This is a genomic window from Pontibacillus sp. ABV4_188, from assembly GCF_056311905.1.
On sequence record NZ_CM149975.1, the window covers coordinates 1,719,650 to 1,742,505 of the forward strand.

A 22,856-nucleotide genomic window follows, 5' to 3' on the forward strand; every position below is an offset into this window, starting at 1 on the left:
GTTTTATAAAAGGGGAGGAGAATTATGAGGAAGTGGAAGCTTAAAGTTCAATTATGGTTGTATAAGCTGTTATACAAATTAGGATGGAAAACAGATGAAGTTTACTACATTGGCGGGAATGAGGCTCTACCGCCACCACTTAGTAAAGAGGAAGAAGCAGAACTTTTACAAAAACTCACAAAAGGAGATCAAGCTGCGAGAGCGATCTTAATTGAACGAAATTTAAGGTTAGTCGTTTATATAGCTCGCAAGTTCGAAAATACTGGCATTAACATTGAGGATTTAATTAGCATTGGTACCATAGGTCTTATTAAAGCAGTAAATACTTTTAATCCTGAAAAGAAAATTAAATTAGCTACGTATGCTTCTAGGTGTATAGAAAATGAAATTCTTATGTACTTAAGAAGAAATAATAAAATTCGAAGTGAAGTTTCTTTTGATGAGCCGCTAAACATCGATTGGGATGGGAACGAGTTGCTGTTATCAGATGTTTTAGGTACAGATGAGGATATTATTACGAAAGATTTAGAAGCAAGCGTTGACAAGAAATTGTTGCTAAAAGCTCTAGAGCAACTAAATGATCGAGAAAAGCAGATTATGGGATTACGATTTGGATTAGTTGGCGAAGAAGAACGTACACAAAAAGATGTTGCTGATATGTTGGGGATATCACAATCTTACATCTCAAGGTTAGAAAAGAAAATTATTCGCCGTTTGAAGAAAGAGTTTAATAAAATGGTGTAAAGTAAAGGGTAAGAGGCGGAAAGCATCCATTTCCGCCTTTTTTTTGATGTTGTTTATCGCCCAATGATTATATAAATATAAGTCTCCTTTTATTCCATCACATCCAAACATCAAAAGGCCAAAAGAGAAGACTCATTAAATTTGTTTTAGTATAAAATCATTGGATTTCACTCATTTTATCAGTGATTGAAGGCTAATTTCACTTTTAGGTTTCCTCACACGAAAAGACACTCATGCATAAATTTCCCTTCCCAGGAGATACTGTTTTTTGACAGCAGCTCCACTGAGGAGGGTATAGATTTGACACGACATAAAGTTGAAATTTGCGGAGTCGATACATCAAAATTACCGGTACTTAAAAATGATGAAATGCGTAAGTTATTTACGCAAATGCAGGCAGGAGACGAAAGTGCCAGAGAAGTGTTAGTGAATGGGAACTTACGTCTTGTGCTTAGTGTTATTCAACGCTTTAACAATCGAGGAGAATACGTGGATGACCTTTTCCAAGTTGGTTGTATTGGATTAATGAAATCCATTGATAATTTTGATTTGGGTCAAAATGTAAAATTCTCAACCTATGCTGTACCAATGATTATTGGAGAAATTAGACGTTATTTAAGAGACAATAACCCTATTCGCGTTTCTCGTTCACTGAGAGATATTGCTTATAAAGCTTTACAAGTACGAGAGAAACTAATGGGTAAGACGTCTAAAGAACCAACACCAATGGAGATTGCTGAAGAAATGGGGGTCCCCCATTCCGATGTTGTGTTCGCTCTTGATGCAATTCAAGATCCAGTTTCATTATTTGAACCCATTTATAATGATGGTGGGGATCCGATATTTGTTATGGATCAATTAAGTGACGAGAAAAACAAGGATTCAATTTGGATTGACGAGATTGCCTTACAAGAGGGTATGAGAAGGTTAAATGACAGAGAGAAAATGATTTTGAATAAGCGTTTTTTCCAAGGAAAAACGCAAATGGAAGTTGCCGATGAAATAGGGATCTCCCAGGCTCAAGTCTCTCGCTTAGAAAAAGCAGCAATAAAAGAAATGAACAAACAAATGTATGACTAATGGATTGGTCTAAGCATGTATGTAGCGTGCTTAGACCTTTTCTATTGTTTCTGTTATAGATAGTAGTACATTCAAATTAGAAAGGTGTCCCTACTTCCAATAGGGTAGCCGGCAATTTAAAGCTTGTCCTTTATAACGACCTACTAAAGCTTTAGTCCCTTATTAAATTGTTCTTCTTCAATAATGAATATATATTCTGGTGAAGATTAAACCTTCTTGAGCATAAAATAGCTATAAAGGTGGTGTCATTTATGGTTACGATTTCTGAGTTACAAGTAAAAGAAATTATTTCTGTTGAGAATGGTCAAAAAATTGGTCATATGACGGACCTAGAAATCGATGTAGACAAAGGGAAACTCCTTGCTATTGTAGTAGGGACAAAAGGAAAGATGATGGGGTTATTCGGTAAAGACGACGAACTGGTTATCCCTTGGTCTTCGATCCTAACTATAGGTGAAGATGTCATACTCGTAAAAAATGTGACACGTCCTGAATTATATCCTCCCGAAAAGCCAGAATAAGCGGATTCACTCAAGAATTTTCCTACAGAATGTGATAAAATATACGAAACCATTATTTTTGGAGGTAAGAAGCATGGAGAGCTTTCATCATACACATCCTTCTTATATGGAGTTAACGAAGTGGACGTATCCTCATCCTGAATTGACTGTAGGACTCACAACCCGTATAGGCGGGACTGGGGAGCCTCCGTTCGATTCGTTTAACCTTGCCTGGCACGTTCCTGATCAACAAGATACAATCAGGAAAAACAGAGAAACGCTAGCTCAATTGTTAGATTTTCCACTGGAATCTTGGGTGGGCGGGGAACAAGTCCATAAGACTGAAATTAAACGTGTTACAAAGAAAGATTTAGGGAAGGGTGCTACTTCAAGGGAAACAGCCATTCCTGATTGTGATGGCCTTATTACCAACGAGCCTAACCTTTTACTTACTGCCTTTTATGCGGATTGCGTGCCATTATTTTTCTTTGACCCAGTTAATAACTGGATTGGTATTGCTCATGCTGGTTGGCGAGGAACCGTCGCCAGTATGGGGCCTAAGATGATTGATACTTTAGAAAAGCATGGTGCGGATAAAAGGCATATTAGGGTTGCAATAGGCCCCTCTATAGGTGGGGATGCATACGAAGTAGACGATACTGTGGTAGATCAAATTCCTAAACAATTTCGCTCTGAACCGACAGTAATTGAGCAAGGAAGTGGAAAGTATTTATTATCGCTTCAGCAGATGCATAAGGAACTCATTATGCAGGCGGGTATTAAAGAAGAACACATTGAAGTATCAGAATATTGTACATATCAAAATAGCCATTTATTCTTTTCCCATAGAAGGGATGAGGGCAAGACCGGTAGAATGTTAGGATTTATCGGGTTTAAAAAGTAAGAAAGGAGACATTTTTTTCGTGAACATCAAGGAAAATGTCGAGACTGTGACTGATGAGATTCAAAAAGCCTGTGAAAGAAGCGGGAGAGAACTATCAGAGGTTACGGTTATTGGAGTAACCAAATACGTATCTATCGAACGAGCTCAAGAAGCAGTAAATGCTGGGATTATACATTTAGGTGAGAACCGATTAGAAGGGTTACAGGAAAAGTATAATTCTATCGGACCAAAAGCAAAATGGCACTTTATTGGATCTTTACAATCTAGGAAAGTTAAGAATGTAATCGACACTATAACGATGATTCATTCTTTAGACAGATTATCGTTAGCTAAAGAGATTCATAAGCGTGCTAAACAAAAAATTTCTTGTTTCGTGCAAGTTAATGTTAGTGGAGAAGAATCAAAGCATGGATTATCTCCTGATGAAGTTCTTTCATTTATTGAGCGTTTGTCAGACTATGACAATATTGTGGTAGAAGGACTTATGACAATGGCCCCTCATAGTAAAGATGAGGAGCGCTTAAGAGCTACGTTCCGAGAACTTCGTGAATTAAAAGAAGAAGTTGAACAGAAAAATTGGGCTCATGCTCCTTGTCATGGGTTATCAATGGGGATGAGTAATGATTTTCAGATTGCCATTGAAGAAGGCGCGACCCATGTACGCATTGGCTCGAAGTTAGTCGGTCGTGAGGATCAATAAAAGAGGTGAAGAATCATGGGATTCATGAAAAGTGTTAAGAAAATTTTCGCTTTAGAAGATGAATATGAATATGAATACGAATATGTGGATGATGAAGAGGAAGAAATGGACCAGAGAAGTCATCCTAAACAACGAGAAGCACAGACTAAAGAAGAGAAAAAGCAAAATGTAGTTAGTTTAAAAAGTGTACAACCTGCTTCTAAAGTTGTCCTACTAGAGCCAAGAACGTATAATGAAGCACAAGAGATTGCTGACAATATAGTCAATCGTAAAGCAGTTGTTATCAATTTGCAGCGAGTCGATCATCATCAGGCAAAACGCATTGTAGATTTTTTAAGTGGAACCGTTTATGCTATAGGTGGGGATATGCAAAAGCTGGGCTCACAAACCTTTTTGTGCACGCCCGATAATGTAGATGTTTCTGGAAATATTTCGGAAATGTTTGCTAGTGATGATGAATACGAGAAAAGGTGGTAGACAATTTGATAGGGATTATTTTTGAATTTTTAAGCTTTGCGCTTTCAGCATATTTTTATGCGCTTATCGGTTACATCTTAATGTCCTGGTTCCCTGGTGCACGAGATTCTTCTATCGGTCGATTTCTAAGTGCGATTTGCGAGCCGTATCTAGAGCCGTTCCGAAAGATTATTCCACCACTTGGAATGATTGATATTTCGCCTATAGTAGCGATTTTCGCTTTAAATATTGCTCAGTTATACGGATTACCAGTATTGTATAATATTTTAGTATAATCCATAAGAAATCAATCGATTATGGGATGTCTATAGGGAACTTTCCTCTTAATGATTAGGGAAGAAGTTCTTACTAGACATCCTTATTTTATAGATTAAGTAGGTGAATGTGATGGACATCTATCAGCATTTCCGTAAAGAGGAACAACCCTTTATCGATCAAGTGCTATCATGGCAGGACGAAGTGGCTTCACGCTATGAAAGGAAAGTAAGTGACTTTCTAGACCCAAGAGAGCAGTACATATTCCGTTCTATTATCGGTCACAATGAAGATTTTGTGTTAAGGGAATTTGGAGGATATGCATCAGCAGAACGTAAACGCCTTATATTAGCTCCCTTCTATGAAAATCCTGAGGAAGAAGCGTTTGGCGTAACTTTACTAGAAGCAAGTTATCCGAGTAAGTTCGTTACACTTGAGCATAGAGATGTCCTTGGGGCTTTTATGTCTTTAGGTATTAAACGCAATAAGTTAGGGGACTTAATCGTAACGGATACACAAATTCAAATTCTTTTAGCAAGTGAAATTGCTGATTACGTTAAGATGAATCTTACAGGTATTAAAAAAGCCGGGGTTTCGTTTGAAGAACGCCCCTTTGAAGAAGTTCTCGAAACACAAGAAACTTGGCAAGAGCAATCTGGAACTGTATCATCTCTGCGTTTAGATGTTATGGTGAAAGAGATCTACAACATTTCTAGACAAAAAGCAGCTTTATTTATTGATAAGGGAGCTGTTAAGGTGAATTTTCGTACAGTAGAAGACCCTTCTTTCTCTTTAGAAGCAGGAGACCTTATCTCCCTAAGAGGGAAAGGTCGTAGTGTTGTGAAAGAAATTGAAGGTAAAACTAAAAAAGATAAATGGCGAATTGTAACGGCTGTGTTAAAATAATAAAGTATAGAGGGCAAAAAGATCATTCTCTCTTTTTTCGATAAATTTACATGAATACTTGTAGAAATGAGAAGGATTTAGTGAGGTTTTGTCGAATTTATAGCTTACTGAAGAAATGTGTATATTTATTTATAAAAGGAGGTGGCCCTAGTGGCACTTACACCATTAGACATCCATAACAAAGAGTTTACGCGTGGGTTTAGAGGATATGATGAAGACGAGGTCAATGAATTTCTTGATCAGGTCATTAAAGACTATGAATCAGTTATTCGTGAGAAGAAGAACTTAGAGGAGAAAGCTAGCCAGCTTGAAGAAAAGCTTGGTCACTTTAGTAATATAGAAGAAACGTTGAATAAATCAATTCTTGTAGCTCAGGAAACAGCAGAAGAAGTGAAGGGACATGCTAACAAAGAGTCCAAGCTTATCTTAAAAGAAGCTGAGAAAAATGCTGATCGTATCATAAATGAAGCATTATCGAAATCTCGCCGAATCTCATTAGAAGTTGAAGAACTGAAAAAACAAGCTAAAGTGTTCCGAACACGTCTAAAGATGATGGTAGAAGCACAGCTTGACATGTTAGAAACGGATGACTGGGATGAACTGTTTAATGAGGAGATTGAAGAAGAAACAGAATATGAAAAAGAGCTAGCCGAAAATAACTCTTGACGCTTAAGCTATTTTTACATATAATTCATTAACAGAACTACATCAATATACACATATGATGACAGGGACAGTACGAAATAGATAATCTGAGAAAGCGAATCAGGGATGGTGGAAGCCTGAGTCAGATGTTATTTTGGAAGATCACCCTCGAGTACCTCTATTGATCTTATTTGTAAATAGAGGCGTTTCATTCACGTTACGAATGCTAGAGTGGATTATTTAAAGACGCCATATGTCTTTTAATCTATAAGGGTGGTACCGCGAGACCTTCTCGTCCCTTCTGGGATGAGAGGGTCTTTTTTGTTTTTTTTAAGGTATCAGTCCATAGCAAATTGACTATGCTGAACTTATGAAGGAGGAACGGTTTAATGAACTATAAAGACACCTTGCTCATGCCTAAGACGGAGTTTCCTATGCGAGGGAACCTTCCGAATCGTGAGCCTAAAATGCAACAACAATGGGAAGACATGAATATTTATGAAAAAGTACAAGAGCGTACAGAAGGACGCCCGCTATTCGTACTTCATGATGGCCCTCCATATGCCAATGGTGACCTTCACATGGGTCACGCGCTAAATAAAGTATTGAAAGACTTTATTGTTCGTTATAAATCTATGGCAGGGTTTCATGCGCCTTACGTTCCAGGCTGGGATACGCATGGCCTTCCGATTGAGCAAGCACTAGCGAAAAAGAAAGTTAACCGTAAGAAGATGACGGTCGCTGAATTTCGTGAAAAATGCGCTGAATATGCGTTAAAACAAGTCGATAACCAGCGTCATCAATTCAAGCAACTTGGTGTACGCGGTGACTGGGAAAACCCTTATATCACGTTAAACAAAGATTATGAAGCTGCCCAAATTGAAGTCTTTGGAACAATGGCAAACAAAGGGTACATTTATAAAGGTAAAAAACCAGTCTACTGGAGTCCTTCTTCTGAATCAGCATTAGCTGAAGCGGAAATTGAGTATCAAGATAAGCGATCTGCTTCTATTTACGTTGGTTTTGATGTTAAAGAAACAAACGGCGTTTTAGATGGAGATGAAACGTTTGTTATCTGGACGACTACACCTTGGACGATTCCGGCTAACCAAGGTATTGCCGTTCATCCTGAATTAAACTATGTAAAAGTGAAAGTAGATAGCGGTAACTATATCATTGCTGAGAAATTAATTGATGAAGTTGCAGAAGCTCTTGAGTGGTCAAATCCTGAAATTGTTAAGACATATAAGGGAAGCGAACTTGAGCGTGTAGAAGCACAGCATCCCCTTTATGAACGCACTTCTCTTGTCGTGCTTGGTGACCACGTTACGACAGACGCTGGTACTGGTTGTGTACACACAGCACCAGGACACGGGGAAGATGACTTCTGGGTAGGTAAACAATATGGACTTGAAGTTCTTTGTCCAGTTGACGAGAAAGGGTACTTCACAGATGAAGCACCAGGATATGAAGGTATGTTCTATGATGCAGCGAATAAAGACATCACAGAAAAGTTAAAAGAAGTAGGTGCTTTATTAGACCTAACGTTTATCACACACTCTTATCCACATGATTGGCGTACGAAGAAGCCAACAATCTTCCGTGCAACAAGTCAGTGGTTCGCTTCTATTAAAGATTTCCGTGAAGATATTCTAGAAGAAATCAAACAAACGAAGTGGACTCCTGCATGGGGCGAAACGCGCCTTTACAACATGGTTCGTGACCGTGAAGACTGGTGTATTTCCCGTCAACGTGCGTGGGGGGTTCCTATTCCTGTATTTTATGGTGAAGACAATACTCCAATTATTACAGAAGAAACCATCCAACACGTGTCAGACTTGTTCCGTGAACATGGATCAAACGTTTGGTTTGAGCGTGAAGCAAAAGACTTGCTTCCTGAAGGTTTCACATCAGAGCACAGTCCTAATGGAACGTTCACTAAAGAACAAGATATCATGGATGTTTGGTTCGACAGTGGCTCTTCTCATCAGGCCGTTCTTCATGAACGTGATGAACTTGCTCGTCCGGCAGACCTTTATTTAGAAGGTTCTGATCAGTACCGTGGTTGGTTCAATTCTTCTCTATCTACAGCTGTTGCTGTAACAGGGAAAGCACCATTTAAAGGTATTCTGAGTCATGGCTTCGCTCTTGATGGCCAAGGTCGTAAGATGAGTAAATCTGTAGGGAATGTAGTTGTTCCAGATAAAGTGATGAAGCAGCTTGGTGCAGATATCCTTCGTCTATGGGTTGCGAGCGCAGACTATCAATCAGACGTACGTATATCAGACGATATCTTGAAGCAAGTATCAGAAGTTTATCGTAAGATCCGTAATACATTCCGTTTCTTGCTAGGAAATTTACATGACTTTGATCCAAAGACAAATTACGTTGAGCAAGAGAATCTTCAAGAAGTAGATCGTTATATGTTCTTGCGCTTACAAGAGCTAACAAGCACAGTGCGTAAGGCTTACGATGAGTATGAGTTCTCTACGATCTATCATGCGGTTCATAACTTCTGTACGATTGATTTGAGCTCGTTCTACTTGGACTTTGCGAAAGATATTCTTTACATTGAAGCAAAAGATGATGCCCGTCGTCGTAGTATTCAAACGGTTTACTATGAAATGGTGACGTCTCTTACAAAACTTCTATCGCCAATCCTTTCTCACACAGCGGATGAGGTTTACCAACACATTCCTGGCGTACAAGAGGCGAGTGTTCAGCTAACAGATCTTCCGGAAGTTCAAGAAGTTAAAGATCATGAAGCTCTGAAAGCGAAATGGGATCACTTCATGGACGTTCGTGACGATGTCTTAAAAGCACTAGAAGAAGCACGTGCTGACAAAGTAATCGGTAAGTCATTAGAAGCTCACGTAACAATTGTTCCAAAAGATGAACAAACAAAACAGCTTCTAGAAAGTGTCGATCACTTAGAACAACTATTAATTGTATCAGGAGCTACAGTTGCTGAAACGGCATCAGAAGCCAAAGAATATGATCACGTATCTGTTCTTGTGCAAGCTCACCCAGGTGAGAAATGCCAACGTTGCTGGGTTGTTTCAGAAGAAATCGGCGCAAGCGAAGCTCATCCAGAACTTTGCCCACGCTGTGCTTCTGTTGTTGAAGAGAACTATAAAGCATAAGAGTTCGTTTACTGCCTGTCTTCGCCGTGTGGCGGAGGCAGGTTTTTCATTAGCCTTTAAATTTATCCGTTGGAAATGAATTTTTAATGGATCATATTATACTCAACATATGACCGCTACCATACTTGAATCATGATTTTCGCGCACGTTCCTTAGAAGTGTGGTAAAATGCTAAAGGAATAGTTTGTGTAGAACGGAGGAACATGTTTTGTGGTATTACGTTTTGGCGATTGTGATCATACTTATTGATCAGCTGACGAAATGGATTATTGATACACAAATGAAATTGCTAGAAAGTATCCCTGTAATTGAAGATGTTTTTTATATTACGTCTCACCGTAATAAAGGAGCAGCATGGGGGATGCTAGAAGGACAGTTTTGGTTTTTCTATATCATTACAGCATTCGTTATTGCTTTTGTAATTTATTACATACAAAAGTATACGAAAGATAACCCATTGCTTGGAATTTCTCTCGGGCTAATCTTAGGCGGTGCTGTTGGGAATTTTATCGACCGTGTCTTTAGAAAAGAAGTCGTAGATTTCCTCGATGTTTACATTGGCAGCTATGATTTTCCGATTTTCAACGTAGCTGATTCTGCGCTAGTTGTCGGAGTAGGACTTGTCTTTATAGCTACAATTATAGATGAACGGAAGAAAGGAAGCGCAAAATGAGTTTAAACACCCACCATGTAACACAAGAAGAACATAATGAGAGATTAGATAAAGTATTAACAGCTTTAAACGAAGATGCATCTCGTGCTCAAGTACAAGCATGGGTGAAGGATCAATTCGTAACGGTTAACGGTGCCCACCACAAGAGTAACTATAAATGTCAAGAAGGAGATGTCTTGTCCTGGGATATTCCAGAACCAGAACCAATGGAAGTATTACCAGAAGACATTCCTGTAAACGTCGTATATGAAGACGAAGATGTAATTGTAGTGAACAAGCCTAAAGGGATGGTCGTACATCCTTCTGCTGGTCATAGTAAGGGTACACTTGTAAATGCTCTGCTCCATCATTGTCAAGATTTATCAGGTATTAATGGAGTTATGAGACCAGGTATTGTTCATCGAATAGATAAAGATACAAGTGGTCTTTTAATGGTTGCGAAGAACGATAAAGCTCACACATCTTTAGCAGAACAGCTTTCGAACAAAACAGTGGAACGTAAGTATGTGGCTTTAGTTCAAGGTGTGATTCACCATGAATATGGAACCATTGATGCTCCAATCGGGCGTGACCCGAAAGATCGCCAGAAACAAGGTGTTGTGGAAGGTGGTAAAAATGCTGTCACACACTTTAAAGTGTTAGACCGTTTCGAGGAACATACACTTGTCGAATGCGTTCTAGAAACAGGGCGTACTCACCAGATTCGTGTACACATGAATTATATTGAGCATCCAATTATTGGGGATCCTAAGTATGGGCCGCGTCGAACGCTTGATTTAAATGGACAAGCTCTTCACGCGAAAGAGCTTGGATTTGAGCATCCTTCTACAGGAGAATGGCTTCACTTTGATTCCGAACTCCCAGAAGAGCTGAAACAAGTTTTAGAGCATTTATCTCTTAGAGGTTGACGGAATTAACATCCTATGGAATAATAGGGAACTAGAATAAAGACCTTTAAAACAGTCCCGTGAGGCTGAGAAGGGTACGGATGAACGAGACAGTTATGTCCTTAGTTGGATATACGTCTATCTAAAACCCCTTCTACCACGGTAGGAGGGGTTTTTTTCGTACCTCGCAAAAACAGGAGGGGATAAACAGCATGGAGAAGAAAGCACTCGTATTAGATGAATCTGCGATAAGACGTGGACTGACAAGAGTCGCCCACGAAATACTTGAGAAGAATAAAGGGGTAGATGGTCTTGTACTTGTTGGTATTAAAACAAGAGGCATCCCATTAGCAAAACGTTTAGCAGATAAAATCACGCAAATTGAAGGGGTCGAAGTTCCCATTGGGGAAGTAGACATCACCCTTTACAGAGATGATCTTACGAAACCCGAGGATAAAGAAGACCCTACAATTAAAGGATCTCACGTTGAAACAGACCTTACTGGTAAGAAAGTCATTCTAGTCGATGATGTTCTTTACACTGGAAGAACGGTTCGAGCAGCTATGGACGCAATCATGGACTATGGCCGACCAGCCCAAGTTCAACTCGCTGTTCTAGTGGATAGAGGGCACCGTGAATTACCAATACGAGCGGATTATGTAGGCAAAAATGTCCCAACATCCCAAGAAGAAGTTATCGGAGTTCAGTTGTTGGAATCAGATGAAGTAGATGAAGTAAGCATTTATATCAAGTAAAATAAAAGACCTTTAAATGAAGTCCTGTGAGGCTCGAAAGGTCGCAATGACTAGGCAACGTGTATCTATAGGACACGTCTACCTCTTTGCGAGCTTTCGCAAAGAGGTTTTTTTATGGAATGAAATCAAAGCATGTTCATATAAGAGGAGGATCATAAATGAAGAAGAACCAAGTGAATTTAGGCGTACGAGAAGTACCGAACTTACCCAAGTGGATTGCTTTAAGTTTACAACATTTGTTTGCCATGTTTGGGGCTACAATTTTAGTGCCATTTCTAACTGGATTATCTCCAGCCGTTGCCCTAGTATCGAGCGGGGTGGGGACGCTCGCTTACCTGGCAATTACAAAGGGGAGGATACCTGCTTATCTTGGTTCAAGTTTTGCCTTTATACCTCCTATCATAGCTGCTGATCAAGCAGCAGGGGTTCCAGGAATTATGCTTGGAAGCTTTATGGCTGGACTTGTATACGGTGGAGTTTCCATGCTTATTAAGCTGTTCGGAACGAAATGGATTATGAAAGTTCTGCCACCTGTTGTAGTAGGGCCTGTCATCATCGTAATCGGACTAGGATTAGCGTCTACTGCAGTTGATATGGCCATGAACGACGGTGACGGAAATTACTCACTAAGCTATATGTCAATCGCAGCGGTTACACTCGCTTTAACCATAATTGCCTCCTTATTCTTTAAAGGATTTATGAGTATCATTCCAGTTCTCTTTGGAATAACAGGCGGGTACTTGTTCGCACTAACGCAAGGTGTAGTTGACACTAGTGGAATACAAGCTGAATGGAATGAGATCACATCAGCAACAGGAGTTCTAAGCTTTTTAGGTAGCGTGTTTCAAATGCCAGACTTTACATTACCATTTAGGGACTTTATGCCTGGTTCAGTACCGATTGCAGAAATAGCATTAATTATGGTACCCATTGCATTTGTGACCATTGCTGAGCATATCGGAGATCAAATGGTTCTCTCAAAAGTCGTTGGTCAGAACTTCCTGGACAAACCAGGCCTTCATCGTTCAATCGCAGGTGACGGTTTAGCTACTATGATTGCATCTTTCTTAGGAGGACCACCTAATACAACATATGGAGAAAACATTGGAGTCTTAGCCATTACAAAAGTATTTAGCGTCTTTGTCATCGGTGGAGCTGCCGTAACCGCCATTTTCTTCGGGTTTATTGGCATCGTTACAGAAGTAATTGGTGCAGTCCCTTCAGCGGTTATGGGCGGGGTATCCATCCTTCTGTTTGGAATTATCGCTTCAAGTGGGCTGCGGATGCTGATTGATAATAACATTGATCTTGGAGATAAACGAAACTTAATCATTTCCTCAGTCATCCTAGTTATTGGAGTGGGGGGAGCGAAACTTCAATTTGATGGTTTTGCTGTATCTTCTATGGCATTAGCAACGCTAGTCGGGGTACTCTTAAACTTAGCACTGCCAGGCAAAGAATCCGCCTATGGAAATGGAAACATGTTCAAAACAGAAGAAGAACAAGCTGAAAAGTCAGATGAATCAGCTGCTTGAATCGACATCAACACTTTTTAAAGAAGTCCAGAGAGGTTTCAAAGGGTGAAAAGGTTCGATCTGTGTTTCGTGCGCTTTTTATGAAAATCACGGACCCAGTCTAACCAGCATCCTTAATACAGGATGCTGGTTTTTTTATACCTTTTCTAAAAATCAGAAAGGGGAGAGTAGCATGAAACACATTCTCACGATGAATGATCTCACGAACGAAGAGATTTATACCTTACTAAAACAAGCTAAAGGGATGAAAGATGGTAAAGTTCAAACTTTCCGAGCTAAACCAACCTTTGTAGCAAACCTGTTCTTTGAACCTAGCACAAGAACAAAGATGAGCTTTGAAGTAGCAGAGAAACGATTAGGTTTAAATGTTCTGGATTTTTCTTCAGAGAGTTCGAGTGTACAAAAAGGCGAATCCCTTTACGATACTGTTCGAACAGCTGAATCTCTAGGTGCTTCTGCGGTGGTTATCCGTCATCCGAAAGAAGGATATTATCGTGAGCTGATCAACGGGGTATCAATCCCGATCATAAACGGCGGTGATGGCAAAGGCGAACATCCTTCTCAGTGTTTGTTGGACCTCTACACAATCTATGAAGAGTTTGGAACCTTCATAGATGTGCATGTGGTCATAGCAGGAGATGTCAAACACAGTCGAGTAGCGCGTTCAAATGCATATGCACTGAGTCGTTTGGGTGCAAAGGTCAGCTTGTCAGGGCCCAAAGAGTGGAAAGACAATACACTTGATTTCCCTTATCTAGAAATAGATGAGGCAGTGCAACAAGCAGATGCTCTTATGCTCTTGCGTATACAAAATGAGCGACACCATCAAAAAGGGAGTCACTCTCAATACTTACAACAGTACGGTCTAACATCAGATCGGGAACAGAAAATGAAATCACACAGTATCATCTTGCATCCTGCACCAGTAAATAGAGGGGTAGAAATTGAGAGTGAACTAGTTGAAGGGGAGCGCTCACGCATTTTTACTCAAATGGAAAACGGGGTTTATGTACGGATGGCCATGCTGCGAGTGGCATTACAAGAAGGGGGTAAAACACATGCATACACTAATCAAAAATGTACACAACTTACACAATAATGAATTGACCAATCTAATCGTTGATGGAAAGACCATTAAAGGGTTTACTTCAGAAGAACCAGCTGTAGACAGAATCATTGATGGAAAAGGATGCGTAGTGGCTCCTGGGTTTGTGGACGTTCACATCCATCTGCGTGAACCTGGTGGAGAAGCGAAAGAAACGATCGAAACCGGTACAAACGCAGCTGCTCGTGGAGGATTCACGACAGTTTGTGCCATGCCAAATACCAGGCCTGTCCCTGATAATGAGGAACATATCAAAGAACTACAGGAAAAAATTAAAACAAAAGCAAGTGTTCGTGTCTTACCTTACGCATCGATTACAACAAGGCAGCTTGGACAAGAGTTAACTGACATGTTGGTTTTAAAGGAAAATGGAGCGTTTGCATTTACAGATGATGGAGTAGGTGTTCAGTCTGCTGGGATGATGCTTGAAGCAATGAAGAGAGCCGCTTCCCTGAACATGTCTGTAGTTGCTCATTGTGAAGACAATTCACTTATTCAGGGAGGGGTTATGCACCAAGGGGAGAGGAGCAGAGAGCTGGGGCTACCGGGTATCCCTTCAATCTGTGAATCTGTTCAAATTGCTCGTGATGTCTTACTCGCAGAAGCTACAGGGTGTCACTACCATGTTTGTCACGTAAGCACGAAAGAATCAGTACGAGTTATCCGAGACGCCAAACGGGCGGGGATCCACGTAACAGCAGAAGTTACCCCACACCACCTTTTGCTAACAGAAGAAGATATTCCTGGGGATGATGCCCTGTTTAAAATGAACCCTCCGCTTCGTGCCAAAGAAGATCAACTTGCGCTTATTGAAGGGTTAGAAGATGGCACAATTGACTTTATTGCAACGGATCACGCTCCTCATACCCACGAAGAGAAAGAAGGCGGATTCTTAAGTGCCCCTTTCGGTATCGTTGGGCTTGAAACGGCATTCTCCTTGTTATTTACCCATTTTGTGAAAACAGGGCGGTGGACATTGCAACAGTTGGTAAACTGGATCAGCCATAAGCCAGCTAGAGTGTTTGGGTTGCCGTACGGCACTCTTCTAGAAGGAGGACCTGCTGATTTGGTGCTTTTAGATCTTAAGGCAACGGCAGAGGTGAATACAGAAGATTTTGCATCAAAAGGGAAGAACACTCCCTTTGGTGGTTGGGAAGTGACTGGCATGCCTGTTCTAACAATGGTAGATGGAGAAGTGATTTGGAAAGGGGTAGAAGCACATGAAACGACAACTCATTCTTGAAGACGGAACAGTGTTTATTGGAGAAGCTCTTGGAAGTGATAACCTTACAAGCGGTGAGGTGGTGTTTAATACGGGGATGACAGGTTACCAGGAAATCCTTTCTGATCCATCTTATTGCGGGCAAATCGTCACATTAACGTATCCCTTAATAGGAAACTACGGAATTAATAGAGAAGATTTCGAAACCATCAACCCCTTCGTAAGTGGACTTGTTGTAAAAGAAGCATGCTCTCATCCGAGCAATTTTCGCTCTGAAGATACATTAGATGCTTACTTGAAAGCAAGGGACATTCCTGCGATCAGTGGTATTGACACTCGAATGTTAACGAAGAAGATTCGTCAGTTTGGGACAATGAAAGGGGCTTTTGCTTCGCTCGAACAATCCCCTGACGACGTATTAGCAAGACTGAGAAATGAGGATTTTCCTACAGATCAGGTGCAACGTGTTTCAACCATTAAGCCATATGTGGTGCCAGGTCGGGGAGAGCGTATAGTATTAGTTGACCTTGGTATGAAACATGGAATCTTAAGAGAATTTACAAAACGTAACTGTCATGTAACGGTTGTTCCATATAACACCACTGCAGAAGAGATTTTAAAACTAAAGCCAGACGGTGTCATGCTTTCAAACGGACCAGGAGACCCAAAAGATGTACCAGAAGCTGTAGAGATGATTCAGGGTTTGCTAGGGAAACTTCCCCTATTTGGCATATGCCTAGGACATCAACTCTTTGCTCTAGCATGCGGGGCAGATACGGTTAAGATGAAGTTTGGGCACAGAGGTTCGAACCATCCAGTAAAAGATATAGCAACAGGCCGAGTCTATATGACAAGTCAAAACCACGGATATGCTGTAGAAGAAGTTTCTGTTAAAGCTACAGATTTACAAATTAGTCAATACGCTTTAAACGATGGGAGTGTTGAAGGACTTTACCACTCTAAATATACAGCCTTTTCTGTACAATACCACCCTGAGAGTGCGCCGGGACCAGAAGATTCAAACGGATTATTTGATGAATTCCTAACTATTGTAAAACGTGAAAAGAGAAGGGAGCGAGTTGTATGCCAAAGCGTACAGATATAAACAAAATACTAGTGATTGGATCAGGTCCAATCATAATAGGTCAAGCAGCAGAGTTCGATTATTCAGGTACGCAGGCATGCCAATCGTTAAGAGAGGAAGGCTATGAAGTCATTCTTGCAAACTCAAACCCTGCTACCATTATGACAGATGAAACGATAGCGGATGAAGTATATATGGAGCCTTTGACCGTAGAATTCCTGGCGAAAATCATTCGTAAAGAAAAGCCAGACGCCCTTCTCCCAACACTAGGGGGCCAAACGGGCTTGAACATGGCGGTTCAGCTTGAAGAGGCTGGCATTCTAAGAGATTTTAATGTTGAGTTACTAGGAACATCGCTTGAAGCCATCCAGCAAGCCGAAGATCGTGAGAAATTCCGTTCCTTAATGTATGAGTTAAATGAGCCCGTACCAGAGAGCACCATTGTAAGTACAGTTGATGATGCACTCCTTTTTGCAGAAGAGATCGGTTATCCGGTTATTGTACGCCCAGCTTACACCATGGGAGGTGCAGGTGGAGGCATGTGTTACTCAAGGCAAGACCTTGAAACCATTGCTCACTCTGGCCTTCAACTATCACCCGTCAACCAGTGCCTGATCGAGAAAAATATAGCAGGCTTTAAAGAAATAGAATATGAAGTCATGCGTGACCATAACGACCACGCCATTGTGGTGTGTAACATGGAAAACGTTGACGCGGTCGGAATTCATACCGGTGATTCAATCGTTGTAGCTCCGAGTCAAACGCTCAGTGACCGGGAGTACCAAATGCTTCGGAATGTTTCGCTGAAAATTATCAGAGCTTTAGAGATTGAAGGGGGCTGTAACGTTCAGCTAGCGCTAGATCCAAACAGCTTTGACTATTACATCATAGAGGTCAACCCAAGGGTAAGTCGTTCATCAGCTCTTGCTTCAAAAGCGACAGGTTATCCAATCGCCAAAATTGCTGCTAAGATTGCCGTTGGACTTACTCTTGATGAAATTAAGAACCCCGTGACAGAAACGTCGTATGCCTTATTTGAACCAGCCTTAGACTATGTGGTCTCTAAAATCCCGCGATGGCCGTTTGATAAATTTATAAAAGGACACCGTATTCTCGGTACGCAAATGAAAGCAACAGGAGAAGTTATGGCTATTGGCCGTAACTTTGAAGAATCTCTTCTTAAAGCGGTGCGCTCGCTTGAAATTGGAACGGAAGAATTGTACTTAAAAGAGATTACAAATCTACCTCAAGAAGAAATGATAGAACGTCTTATAAAAGCGGATGATGAGCGGCTGTTTATCATCGGAGAAGCTTTACGCCGAGGGATGACCACGGAAGAGATCGTACACCACACCAAAATCGATCCGTTCTTTGTGGAGAAGTTCGAAGGGATTATTCAGCTAGAGAAGCAATTAGAAGACAGTCCATGGCACAAAGATCTTCTTAAAATTGCCAAAGAAAAAGGCTTTTCAGACACTGCGTTGGCCCGCTTATGGAATGTAAATGAAGATGAAGTATATATGTACCGCAAAAATGAAGATATTGTTCCAGTTTACAAGATGGTAGACACATGTGCAGCTGAATTTGAATCCACCACACCATATTTCTACAGCTCATATGAAACAGAAAATGAATCCGTTCGATCAGATCGAGAGAAGATCCTTGTCCTTGGATCTGGACCAATTCGGATTGGCCAGGGAGTTGAATTTGACTACGCAACGGTCCATTCCGTGCTGGCACTAAAAGAAGCGGGATATGAAGCCATCATCATGAATAACAATCCTGAGACCGTTTCGACAGATTTCAGTATCTCTGACAAGCTTTACTTCGAACCGCTAACATTAGAAGATGTCATGCATGTTGTCGAATTAGAAAAACCAATGGGTGTAATCGTTCAGTTTGGAGGGCAGACGGCTATTAATCTAGCAGACGGGTTAGCTAGAAGAGGTGTCAATATTCTTGGGACTTCCTTAGAAGCGATTGATCGCTCAGAGGATCGTGATAAATTTGAATATACCCTTTCTATACTTGGTATCCCTCAACCAAAGGGAATTTGTGCCACAACAGCTGAGGAAGCGATGCAGGCATCTGAAACGCTTGGATTCCCACTAGTTGTGCGCCCATCGTACGTCCTTGGGGGGCGTGCAATGGAAATCGTGTACGATCAGGCCGAATTAGAACGCTATATTGAAGAAGCTGTAAACGTACACAAAGATCACCCTGTTTTAATCGATACGTATATGACTGGGATTGAGATTGAAGTTGACGCCATCAGTGATGGAGAAACCGTCCTTATACCAGGCGTGATGGAACATATTGAGCGAGCAGGTGTTCACTCTGGCGACTCGATTGCAGTCTATCCAACACAACGGATAAGCGAAGAAATTAAACAAAAATGTGTAGAATATACCACAAGAATTGCACGAGAACTCGGTATTGTAGGCTTGATCAATATTCAGCTTGTACTTCATAACGACGAAGTATATGTACTTGAAGTAAACCCAAGAGCAAGTCGTACAGTACCTTTCTTAAGTAAAATTACCGGCTTAACAATGGCAAAGCTAGCCACAGAACTTATCGTAGGAGCATGTTTAAAAGATCTTGGCTATTCCGACGGGGTTTTACCTGAACCAAATGAAGTATATGTGAAAGTACCAGTCTTCTCGTTCGAGAAGCTTCGAAGTGTAGACACATACCTTGGACCTGAAATGAAATCAACCGGCGAAGTACTTGGTCGTGACGTAACCCTTGAGAAAGCACTTTATAAAGGGTTAACAGCCTCAGGAATTGAAGTTCCTCGTAATGGAGCTGTCTTATTGACAGTAGCAGACAAAGATAAAGAAGAACTCTTAGAACTTGCAACTCGTTTCCATCAGCTCGGGTTTGAACTATATGCTACTGAAGGTACTGGATCAAAGCTTGAGGGAGAAGGGCTTCCTGTGACAAAAGTCGCGAAAATTGGCTCAGAGGAACAAACGGTTCTGGATGTAGTCCAAAAAGGGCAGGTTCACATGGTTATAAACACGCTAACAACAGGCAAGCAACCGCGAAAAGATGGATTCCGTATTCGTCGTGAAGCGGTAGAGCATGGTATCCCTTGTATGACATCTCTCGATACTGCATCAGCAATATTAAGAGTGATTGAATCAATGACCTTTACAGCGCAGTCCATGCCAAAGACGTCGCAGCAAAAGGTGAATGTCCTATGCTAAAGAAAGATGATATGCACATACTCCAAAATAAAATGATTGCTGATAACACATTCGAAATGAAACTTACTGGTCGCTTCGTCAACTTGATGAAGCAACCAGGTCAGTTTCTTCATATTAAGATTGGAGATGGAACTTCTCATGTTTTAAGGAGGCCATTGTCTATTGCGAATGTGGATCATCACATCGTCACAGTTATTTATAAGATTGTTGGCAGAGGTACAAAATGGCTTTCAGAAAGGAAAGTAGGCGAAACGGTTGATGTTATTGGCCCTCGTGGAAAAGGTTTTCCAATAGAGGGAATTTGTAATGAGCATATTGTTCTGATCGGAGGCGGTGTAGGTGTACCTCCATTATACTATCTAGGCCGAAAGCTTGTTCAACAAGGGAACACCGTCACTTCTATCCTCGGTTTTCAAGAACTAGATGGAGTCTTTTATGAAGATGCATTTCGTCAGCTTGGTGAAACGATAATTACTACTGATGATGGGAGTCACGGCTATAAAGGACGCGTAACGGACATGATCGGTGAGCTTGATCAGGATGTAACACAGTACTTCTCTTGCGGGCCTAAGCCTATGCTCAAAGGGGTCTCTGAGACATTTGCGATTCCTGGTTTTATCTCGCTTGAAGAACGGATGGGGTGTGGAGTTGGCGCGTGTTTTGCTTGCGTGTGTGAAACAACTGACCCTGAAGATTCGAAAGGATATAGAAAAATTTGTCAAGATGGTCCTGTATTCCATTCTGGAGAGGTGGTGTTGTAATGGACTTACGTGTATCCTTGCCTGGCTTAGAGTTAAAAAACCCAATATTGCCCGCATCTGGCTGTTTTGGGTTTGGACGAGAATTTAGTGAATTTTATGATTTAAATGAGCTTGGTGCCATTACCATCAAAGCAGCAACTGGTGAGGGGAGGTATGGGAACCCAACACCTCGTGTTGCTGAAACATCAGGAGGGATGCTAAATGCAATTGGACTTCAAAACCCTGGTGTTAAACGCATTATAGAAGAGGAACTCAAGTTTCTCGAACAATATGACACTCCGGTACTTGCCAATGTAGCTGGTAGTACAGAAGAGGAATATGTGGAAGTTGCTAGAGCACTTGGTGCCCATCAAAGGGTAAATGCTCTTGAACTGAATATCTCTTGTCCAAATGTGAAAGAAGGCGGGATTCAATTTGGAACAGATCCTAAGCTAGCGGCTTCATTAACAAGAGCTGTGAAGAGCGCTAGTGAAGTTCCGGTTTACGTAAAACTGTCCCCGAATACAGGCGATATCGTAGAGATGGCAAAGGCAGTAGAAGAGGCTGGCGCAGATGGTTTATCTATGATTAACACCCTTATCGGGATGAAGTTAGATCTAGCGACAGGGCGCACTATACTTGCAAATGGGACAGGTGGTTTATCTGGTCCTTCTATTAAACCTGTAGCCATTCGCATGGTCTATCAAGTAAGTCAGGCGGTTTCCATTCCTGTTATCGGTATGGGCGGAGTTACGTGCGTAGAAGATGTACTGGAATTTTTGTTAGCAGGAGCAAGTGCAGTCGCAGTAGGGACGGCGAATTTCCAAAATCCTATGATTTGTCCTGAGTTAATCGAACAACTCCCTGATCTTCTTGAGAGCTACGGCTATGATTCTATTCATGCGTGCATTGGAAGGAGCTTTAAACATGAAGAAACCTCTTTATCTAGCACTTGATTTTCCATCTGGAAGTGATGCACTCCGTTTTATCCGTGAGCACGAACTTATAGGTGTACCGGTAAAGATAGGTATGGAGTTGTACTATAAAGAAGGTGCTGAAATCGTGAAGTTTTTGAAAGAACAAGGGCATCCGGTTTTCCTAGATTTAAAGCTTCATGATATACCGAACACGGTTAGATCGGCTATGAGAAACCTCGCTTCGTTGAACGTGGACGTTGTAAATGTCCATGCAGCAGGGGGGAGTGCAATGATCCGAGCAGCCAAAGATGGTCTACTAGAAGGAACGGGTGATGGAATAAGTCCCCCGTTGCTCTTAGCAGTCACTCAATTGACGTCTACAACAGAACAAATGGTACAAGAAGAGTTGGGGATCTCCATGAACTTGGAAGAGACTGTGGTCCGTTACGCTCAAATGTCTTATGATGCTGGAGCAGATGGTGTAGTCTGTTCTGCACATGAAGTGAGAGCAATACGCCAAGAACTTCCTGATTCTTTCCATCTTCTTTGTCCAGGCATTCGATTAGAAGATAATAGCTATCATGATCAAAAACGTGTGGTGACACCAAGTCGAGCGAGAGAACTTGGTGTGGATTCTATCGTTGTCGGTAGAGGAGTTACCAAAGCAGTCGAACCACAAGAGATGTATCAATTATTCGAAAAGGAGTGGTCGTATGTTAACCGATAAACAAATTGCCAAGCGACTATTTGAAATAGAGGCCCTACAATTTAGCGCGGATCAACCTTTTAAGTGGACATCTGGTATTTTATCTCCGGTCTATTGTGATAATAGGCTTGTAATGAGTGATGTCTCGTTAAGAAGAGAGGTTGCTCAATCTTTAGCTGAACGAATCCGAGTGAATTACCCCGAAGTTGAAGTCATAGCAGGTTGCGCTACAGCAGGTATACCTCACGCTGCATGGGTAGCAGAAATACTTGGACTCCCAATGGTCTATGTACGAGATAAAGCAAAAGGTCATGGGAAAGAGAATCAAATCGAAGGTAAAGTAAAGGCCGGACAAAAGTCTGTTGTGATAGAAGACCTTATATCTACTGGCAAAAGTTCAATCGCTTCTGCAAAAGCCTTACAAGAAGCGGGTGTTGAAGTCGAAGGAGTGCTGGCGCTATTTTCATATGAACTTAAAAAAGCAGAAAAAGCCTTTAAGGAAGCATCTTTACAGTTTCACTCACTCACAACGTTCCCTATACTGTTAGAGGTTATGAAAGAACAAAAGAAAGTCACAGCGGAGAGTTACGATCGCTTAAAAGAATGGAATCAAGATCCAGAAGCCTTTTCATATAATTACCAAGCCTAATAGCATTGCTAGTAAGA

General features: G+C 41.2%; 22 protein-coding genes and 1 other annotated feature. All 22 genes read left to right on the plus strand.

The window, feature by feature from the left end:
• Window positions 1-24 precede the first annotated feature (24 nt).
• The 22 genes from sigE (at window position 25) to pyrE (ending at window position 22,839) form a co-directional block, all read left to right on the plus strand.
• Complete coding sequence (sigE, locus tag ACYX4O_RS08745) at window positions 25-744, plus strand: RNA polymerase sporulation sigma factor SigE (protein WP_476356419.1); 720 nt, start codon at window positions 25-27, stop codon at window positions 742-744.
• 258 nt (window positions 745-1,002) lie between these two features.
• Entirely contained in the window at window positions 1,003-1,824 is an 822-nt protein-coding gene (gene sigG, locus ACYX4O_RS08750; RefSeq protein ID WP_229721249.1) for an RNA polymerase sporulation sigma factor SigG, read from the plus strand.
• 251 nt (window positions 1,825-2,075) lie between these two features.
• Window positions 2,076-2,345 (plus strand): YlmC/YmxH family sporulation protein, encoded by a 270-nt coding sequence (locus ACYX4O_RS08755; protein WP_476356421.1) that lies wholly within the window; start codon window positions 2,076-2,078, stop codon window positions 2,343-2,345.
• A 73-nt stretch (window positions 2,346-2,418) separates the two neighbouring features.
• Window positions 2,419-3,228: a peptidoglycan editing factor PgeF gene (gene pgeF, locus ACYX4O_RS08760; protein ID WP_476356423.1), complete on the plus strand. Its 810-nt coding sequence runs from the start codon at window positions 2,419-2,421 to the stop codon at window positions 3,226-3,228.
• A gap of 19 nt (window positions 3,229-3,247) precedes the next feature.
• The gene (locus tag ACYX4O_RS08765) at window positions 3,248-3,928 is read left to right on the plus strand and encodes a YggS family pyridoxal phosphate-dependent enzyme (RefSeq protein ID WP_476356425.1); all 681 of its coding nucleotides are present in this window, start codon (window positions 3,248-3,250) and stop codon (window positions 3,926-3,928) included.
• Window positions 3,929-3,943: 15 nt separating this feature from the next.
• Window positions 3,944-4,405 carry a cell division protein SepF gene (locus ACYX4O_RS08770; protein ID WP_476356427.1) on the plus strand — a complete coding sequence of 154 codons (462 nt, stop codon included), beginning with the start codon at window positions 3,944-3,946 and terminating at the stop codon, window positions 4,403-4,405.
• Between the two features lie 8 nt (window positions 4,406-4,413).
• Window positions 4,414-4,680, plus strand: coding sequence for a YggT family protein (locus ACYX4O_RS08775; RefSeq protein ID WP_188654988.1), 267 nt, complete (start codon window positions 4,414-4,416; stop codon window positions 4,678-4,680).
• A gap of 112 nt (window positions 4,681-4,792) precedes the next feature.
• The gene (locus ACYX4O_RS08780) at window positions 4,793-5,566 is read left to right on the plus strand and encodes a YlmH family RNA-binding protein (RefSeq protein ID WP_476356429.1); all 774 of its coding nucleotides are present in this window, start codon (window positions 4,793-4,795) and stop codon (window positions 5,564-5,566) included.
• Between the two features lie 150 nt (window positions 5,567-5,716).
• Window positions 5,717-6,232: a DivIVA domain-containing protein gene (locus ACYX4O_RS08785; RefSeq protein WP_476356431.1), complete on the plus strand. Its 516-nt coding sequence runs from the start codon at window positions 5,717-5,719 to the stop codon at window positions 6,230-6,232.
• 49 nt (window positions 6,233-6,281) lie between these two features.
• Window positions 6,282-6,514: a binding site (T-box leader), on the plus strand.
• An 86-nt stretch (window positions 6,515-6,600) separates the two neighbouring features.
• A complete protein-coding gene (ileS, locus tag ACYX4O_RS08790; protein ID WP_476356433.1) occupies window positions 6,601-9,354 on the plus strand; it encodes an isoleucine--tRNA ligase in 2,754 nt (917 codons plus the stop codon).
• 208 nt (window positions 9,355-9,562) lie between these two features.
• Window positions 9,563-10,027: a signal peptidase II gene (gene lspA / locus ACYX4O_RS08795; protein ID WP_476356435.1), complete on the plus strand. Its 465-nt coding sequence runs from the start codon at window positions 9,563-9,565 to the stop codon at window positions 10,025-10,027.
• Entirely contained in the window at window positions 10,024-10,935 is a 912-nt protein-coding gene (locus ACYX4O_RS08800) for an RluA family pseudouridine synthase (RefSeq protein WP_476356437.1), read from the plus strand. The genes lspA and ACYX4O_RS08800 overlap by 4 nt, the downstream gene beginning before the upstream one ends.
• A 191-nt stretch (window positions 10,936-11,126) precedes the next feature.
• The gene (pyrR, locus tag ACYX4O_RS08805) at window positions 11,127-11,669 is read left to right on the plus strand and encodes a bifunctional pyr operon transcriptional regulator/uracil phosphoribosyltransferase PyrR (protein WP_476356439.1); all 543 of its coding nucleotides are present in this window, start codon (window positions 11,127-11,129) and stop codon (window positions 11,667-11,669) included.
• 158 nt (window positions 11,670-11,827) lie between these two features.
• Window positions 11,828-13,204: a solute carrier family 23 protein gene (locus ACYX4O_RS08810; protein ID WP_476356441.1), complete on the plus strand. Its 1,377-nt coding sequence runs from the start codon at window positions 11,828-11,830 to the stop codon at window positions 13,202-13,204.
• 172 nt (window positions 13,205-13,376) lie between these two features.
• On the plus strand, window positions 13,377-14,303 hold the full coding sequence (locus ACYX4O_RS08815; RefSeq protein WP_476356443.1) for an aspartate carbamoyltransferase catalytic subunit: 927 nt from the start codon (window positions 13,377-13,379) through the stop codon (window positions 14,301-14,303).
• Window positions 14,263-15,552: a dihydroorotase gene (locus ACYX4O_RS08820; protein ID WP_476356445.1), complete on the plus strand. Its 1,290-nt coding sequence runs from the start codon at window positions 14,263-14,265 to the stop codon at window positions 15,550-15,552. The genes ACYX4O_RS08815 and ACYX4O_RS08820 overlap by 41 nt, the downstream gene beginning before the upstream one ends.
• On the plus strand, window positions 15,530-16,636 hold the full coding sequence (locus ACYX4O_RS08825; RefSeq protein ID WP_476356447.1) for a carbamoyl phosphate synthase small subunit: 1,107 nt from the start codon (window positions 15,530-15,532) through the stop codon (window positions 16,634-16,636). The genes ACYX4O_RS08820 and ACYX4O_RS08825 overlap by 23 nt, the downstream gene beginning before the upstream one ends.
• Window positions 16,615-19,827, plus strand: coding sequence for a carbamoyl-phosphate synthase large subunit (gene carB, locus ACYX4O_RS08830; protein WP_476356449.1), 3,213 nt, complete (start codon window positions 16,615-16,617; stop codon window positions 19,825-19,827). The genes ACYX4O_RS08825 and carB overlap by 22 nt, the downstream gene beginning before the upstream one ends.
• Entirely contained in the window at window positions 19,821-20,588 is a 768-nt protein-coding gene (locus ACYX4O_RS08835; protein ID WP_476356451.1) for a dihydroorotate dehydrogenase electron transfer subunit, read from the plus strand. The genes carB and ACYX4O_RS08835 overlap by 7 nt, the downstream gene beginning before the upstream one ends.
• Entirely contained in the window at window positions 20,588-21,523 is a 936-nt protein-coding gene (locus tag ACYX4O_RS08840) for a dihydroorotate dehydrogenase (protein WP_476356453.1), read from the plus strand. Before ACYX4O_RS08835 ends, ACYX4O_RS08840 begins: the two co-directional genes overlap by 1 nt.
• A complete protein-coding gene (gene pyrF / locus ACYX4O_RS08845; protein WP_476356455.1) occupies window positions 21,495-22,211 on the plus strand; it encodes an orotidine-5'-phosphate decarboxylase in 717 nt (238 codons plus the stop codon). Before ACYX4O_RS08840 ends, pyrF begins: the two co-directional genes overlap by 29 nt.
• Window positions 22,198-22,839, plus strand: coding sequence for an orotate phosphoribosyltransferase (gene pyrE, locus ACYX4O_RS08850; protein WP_476356457.1), 642 nt, complete (start codon window positions 22,198-22,200; stop codon window positions 22,837-22,839). The genes pyrF and pyrE overlap by 14 nt, the downstream gene beginning before the upstream one ends.
• Window positions 22,840-22,856 lie beyond the last annotated feature (17 nt).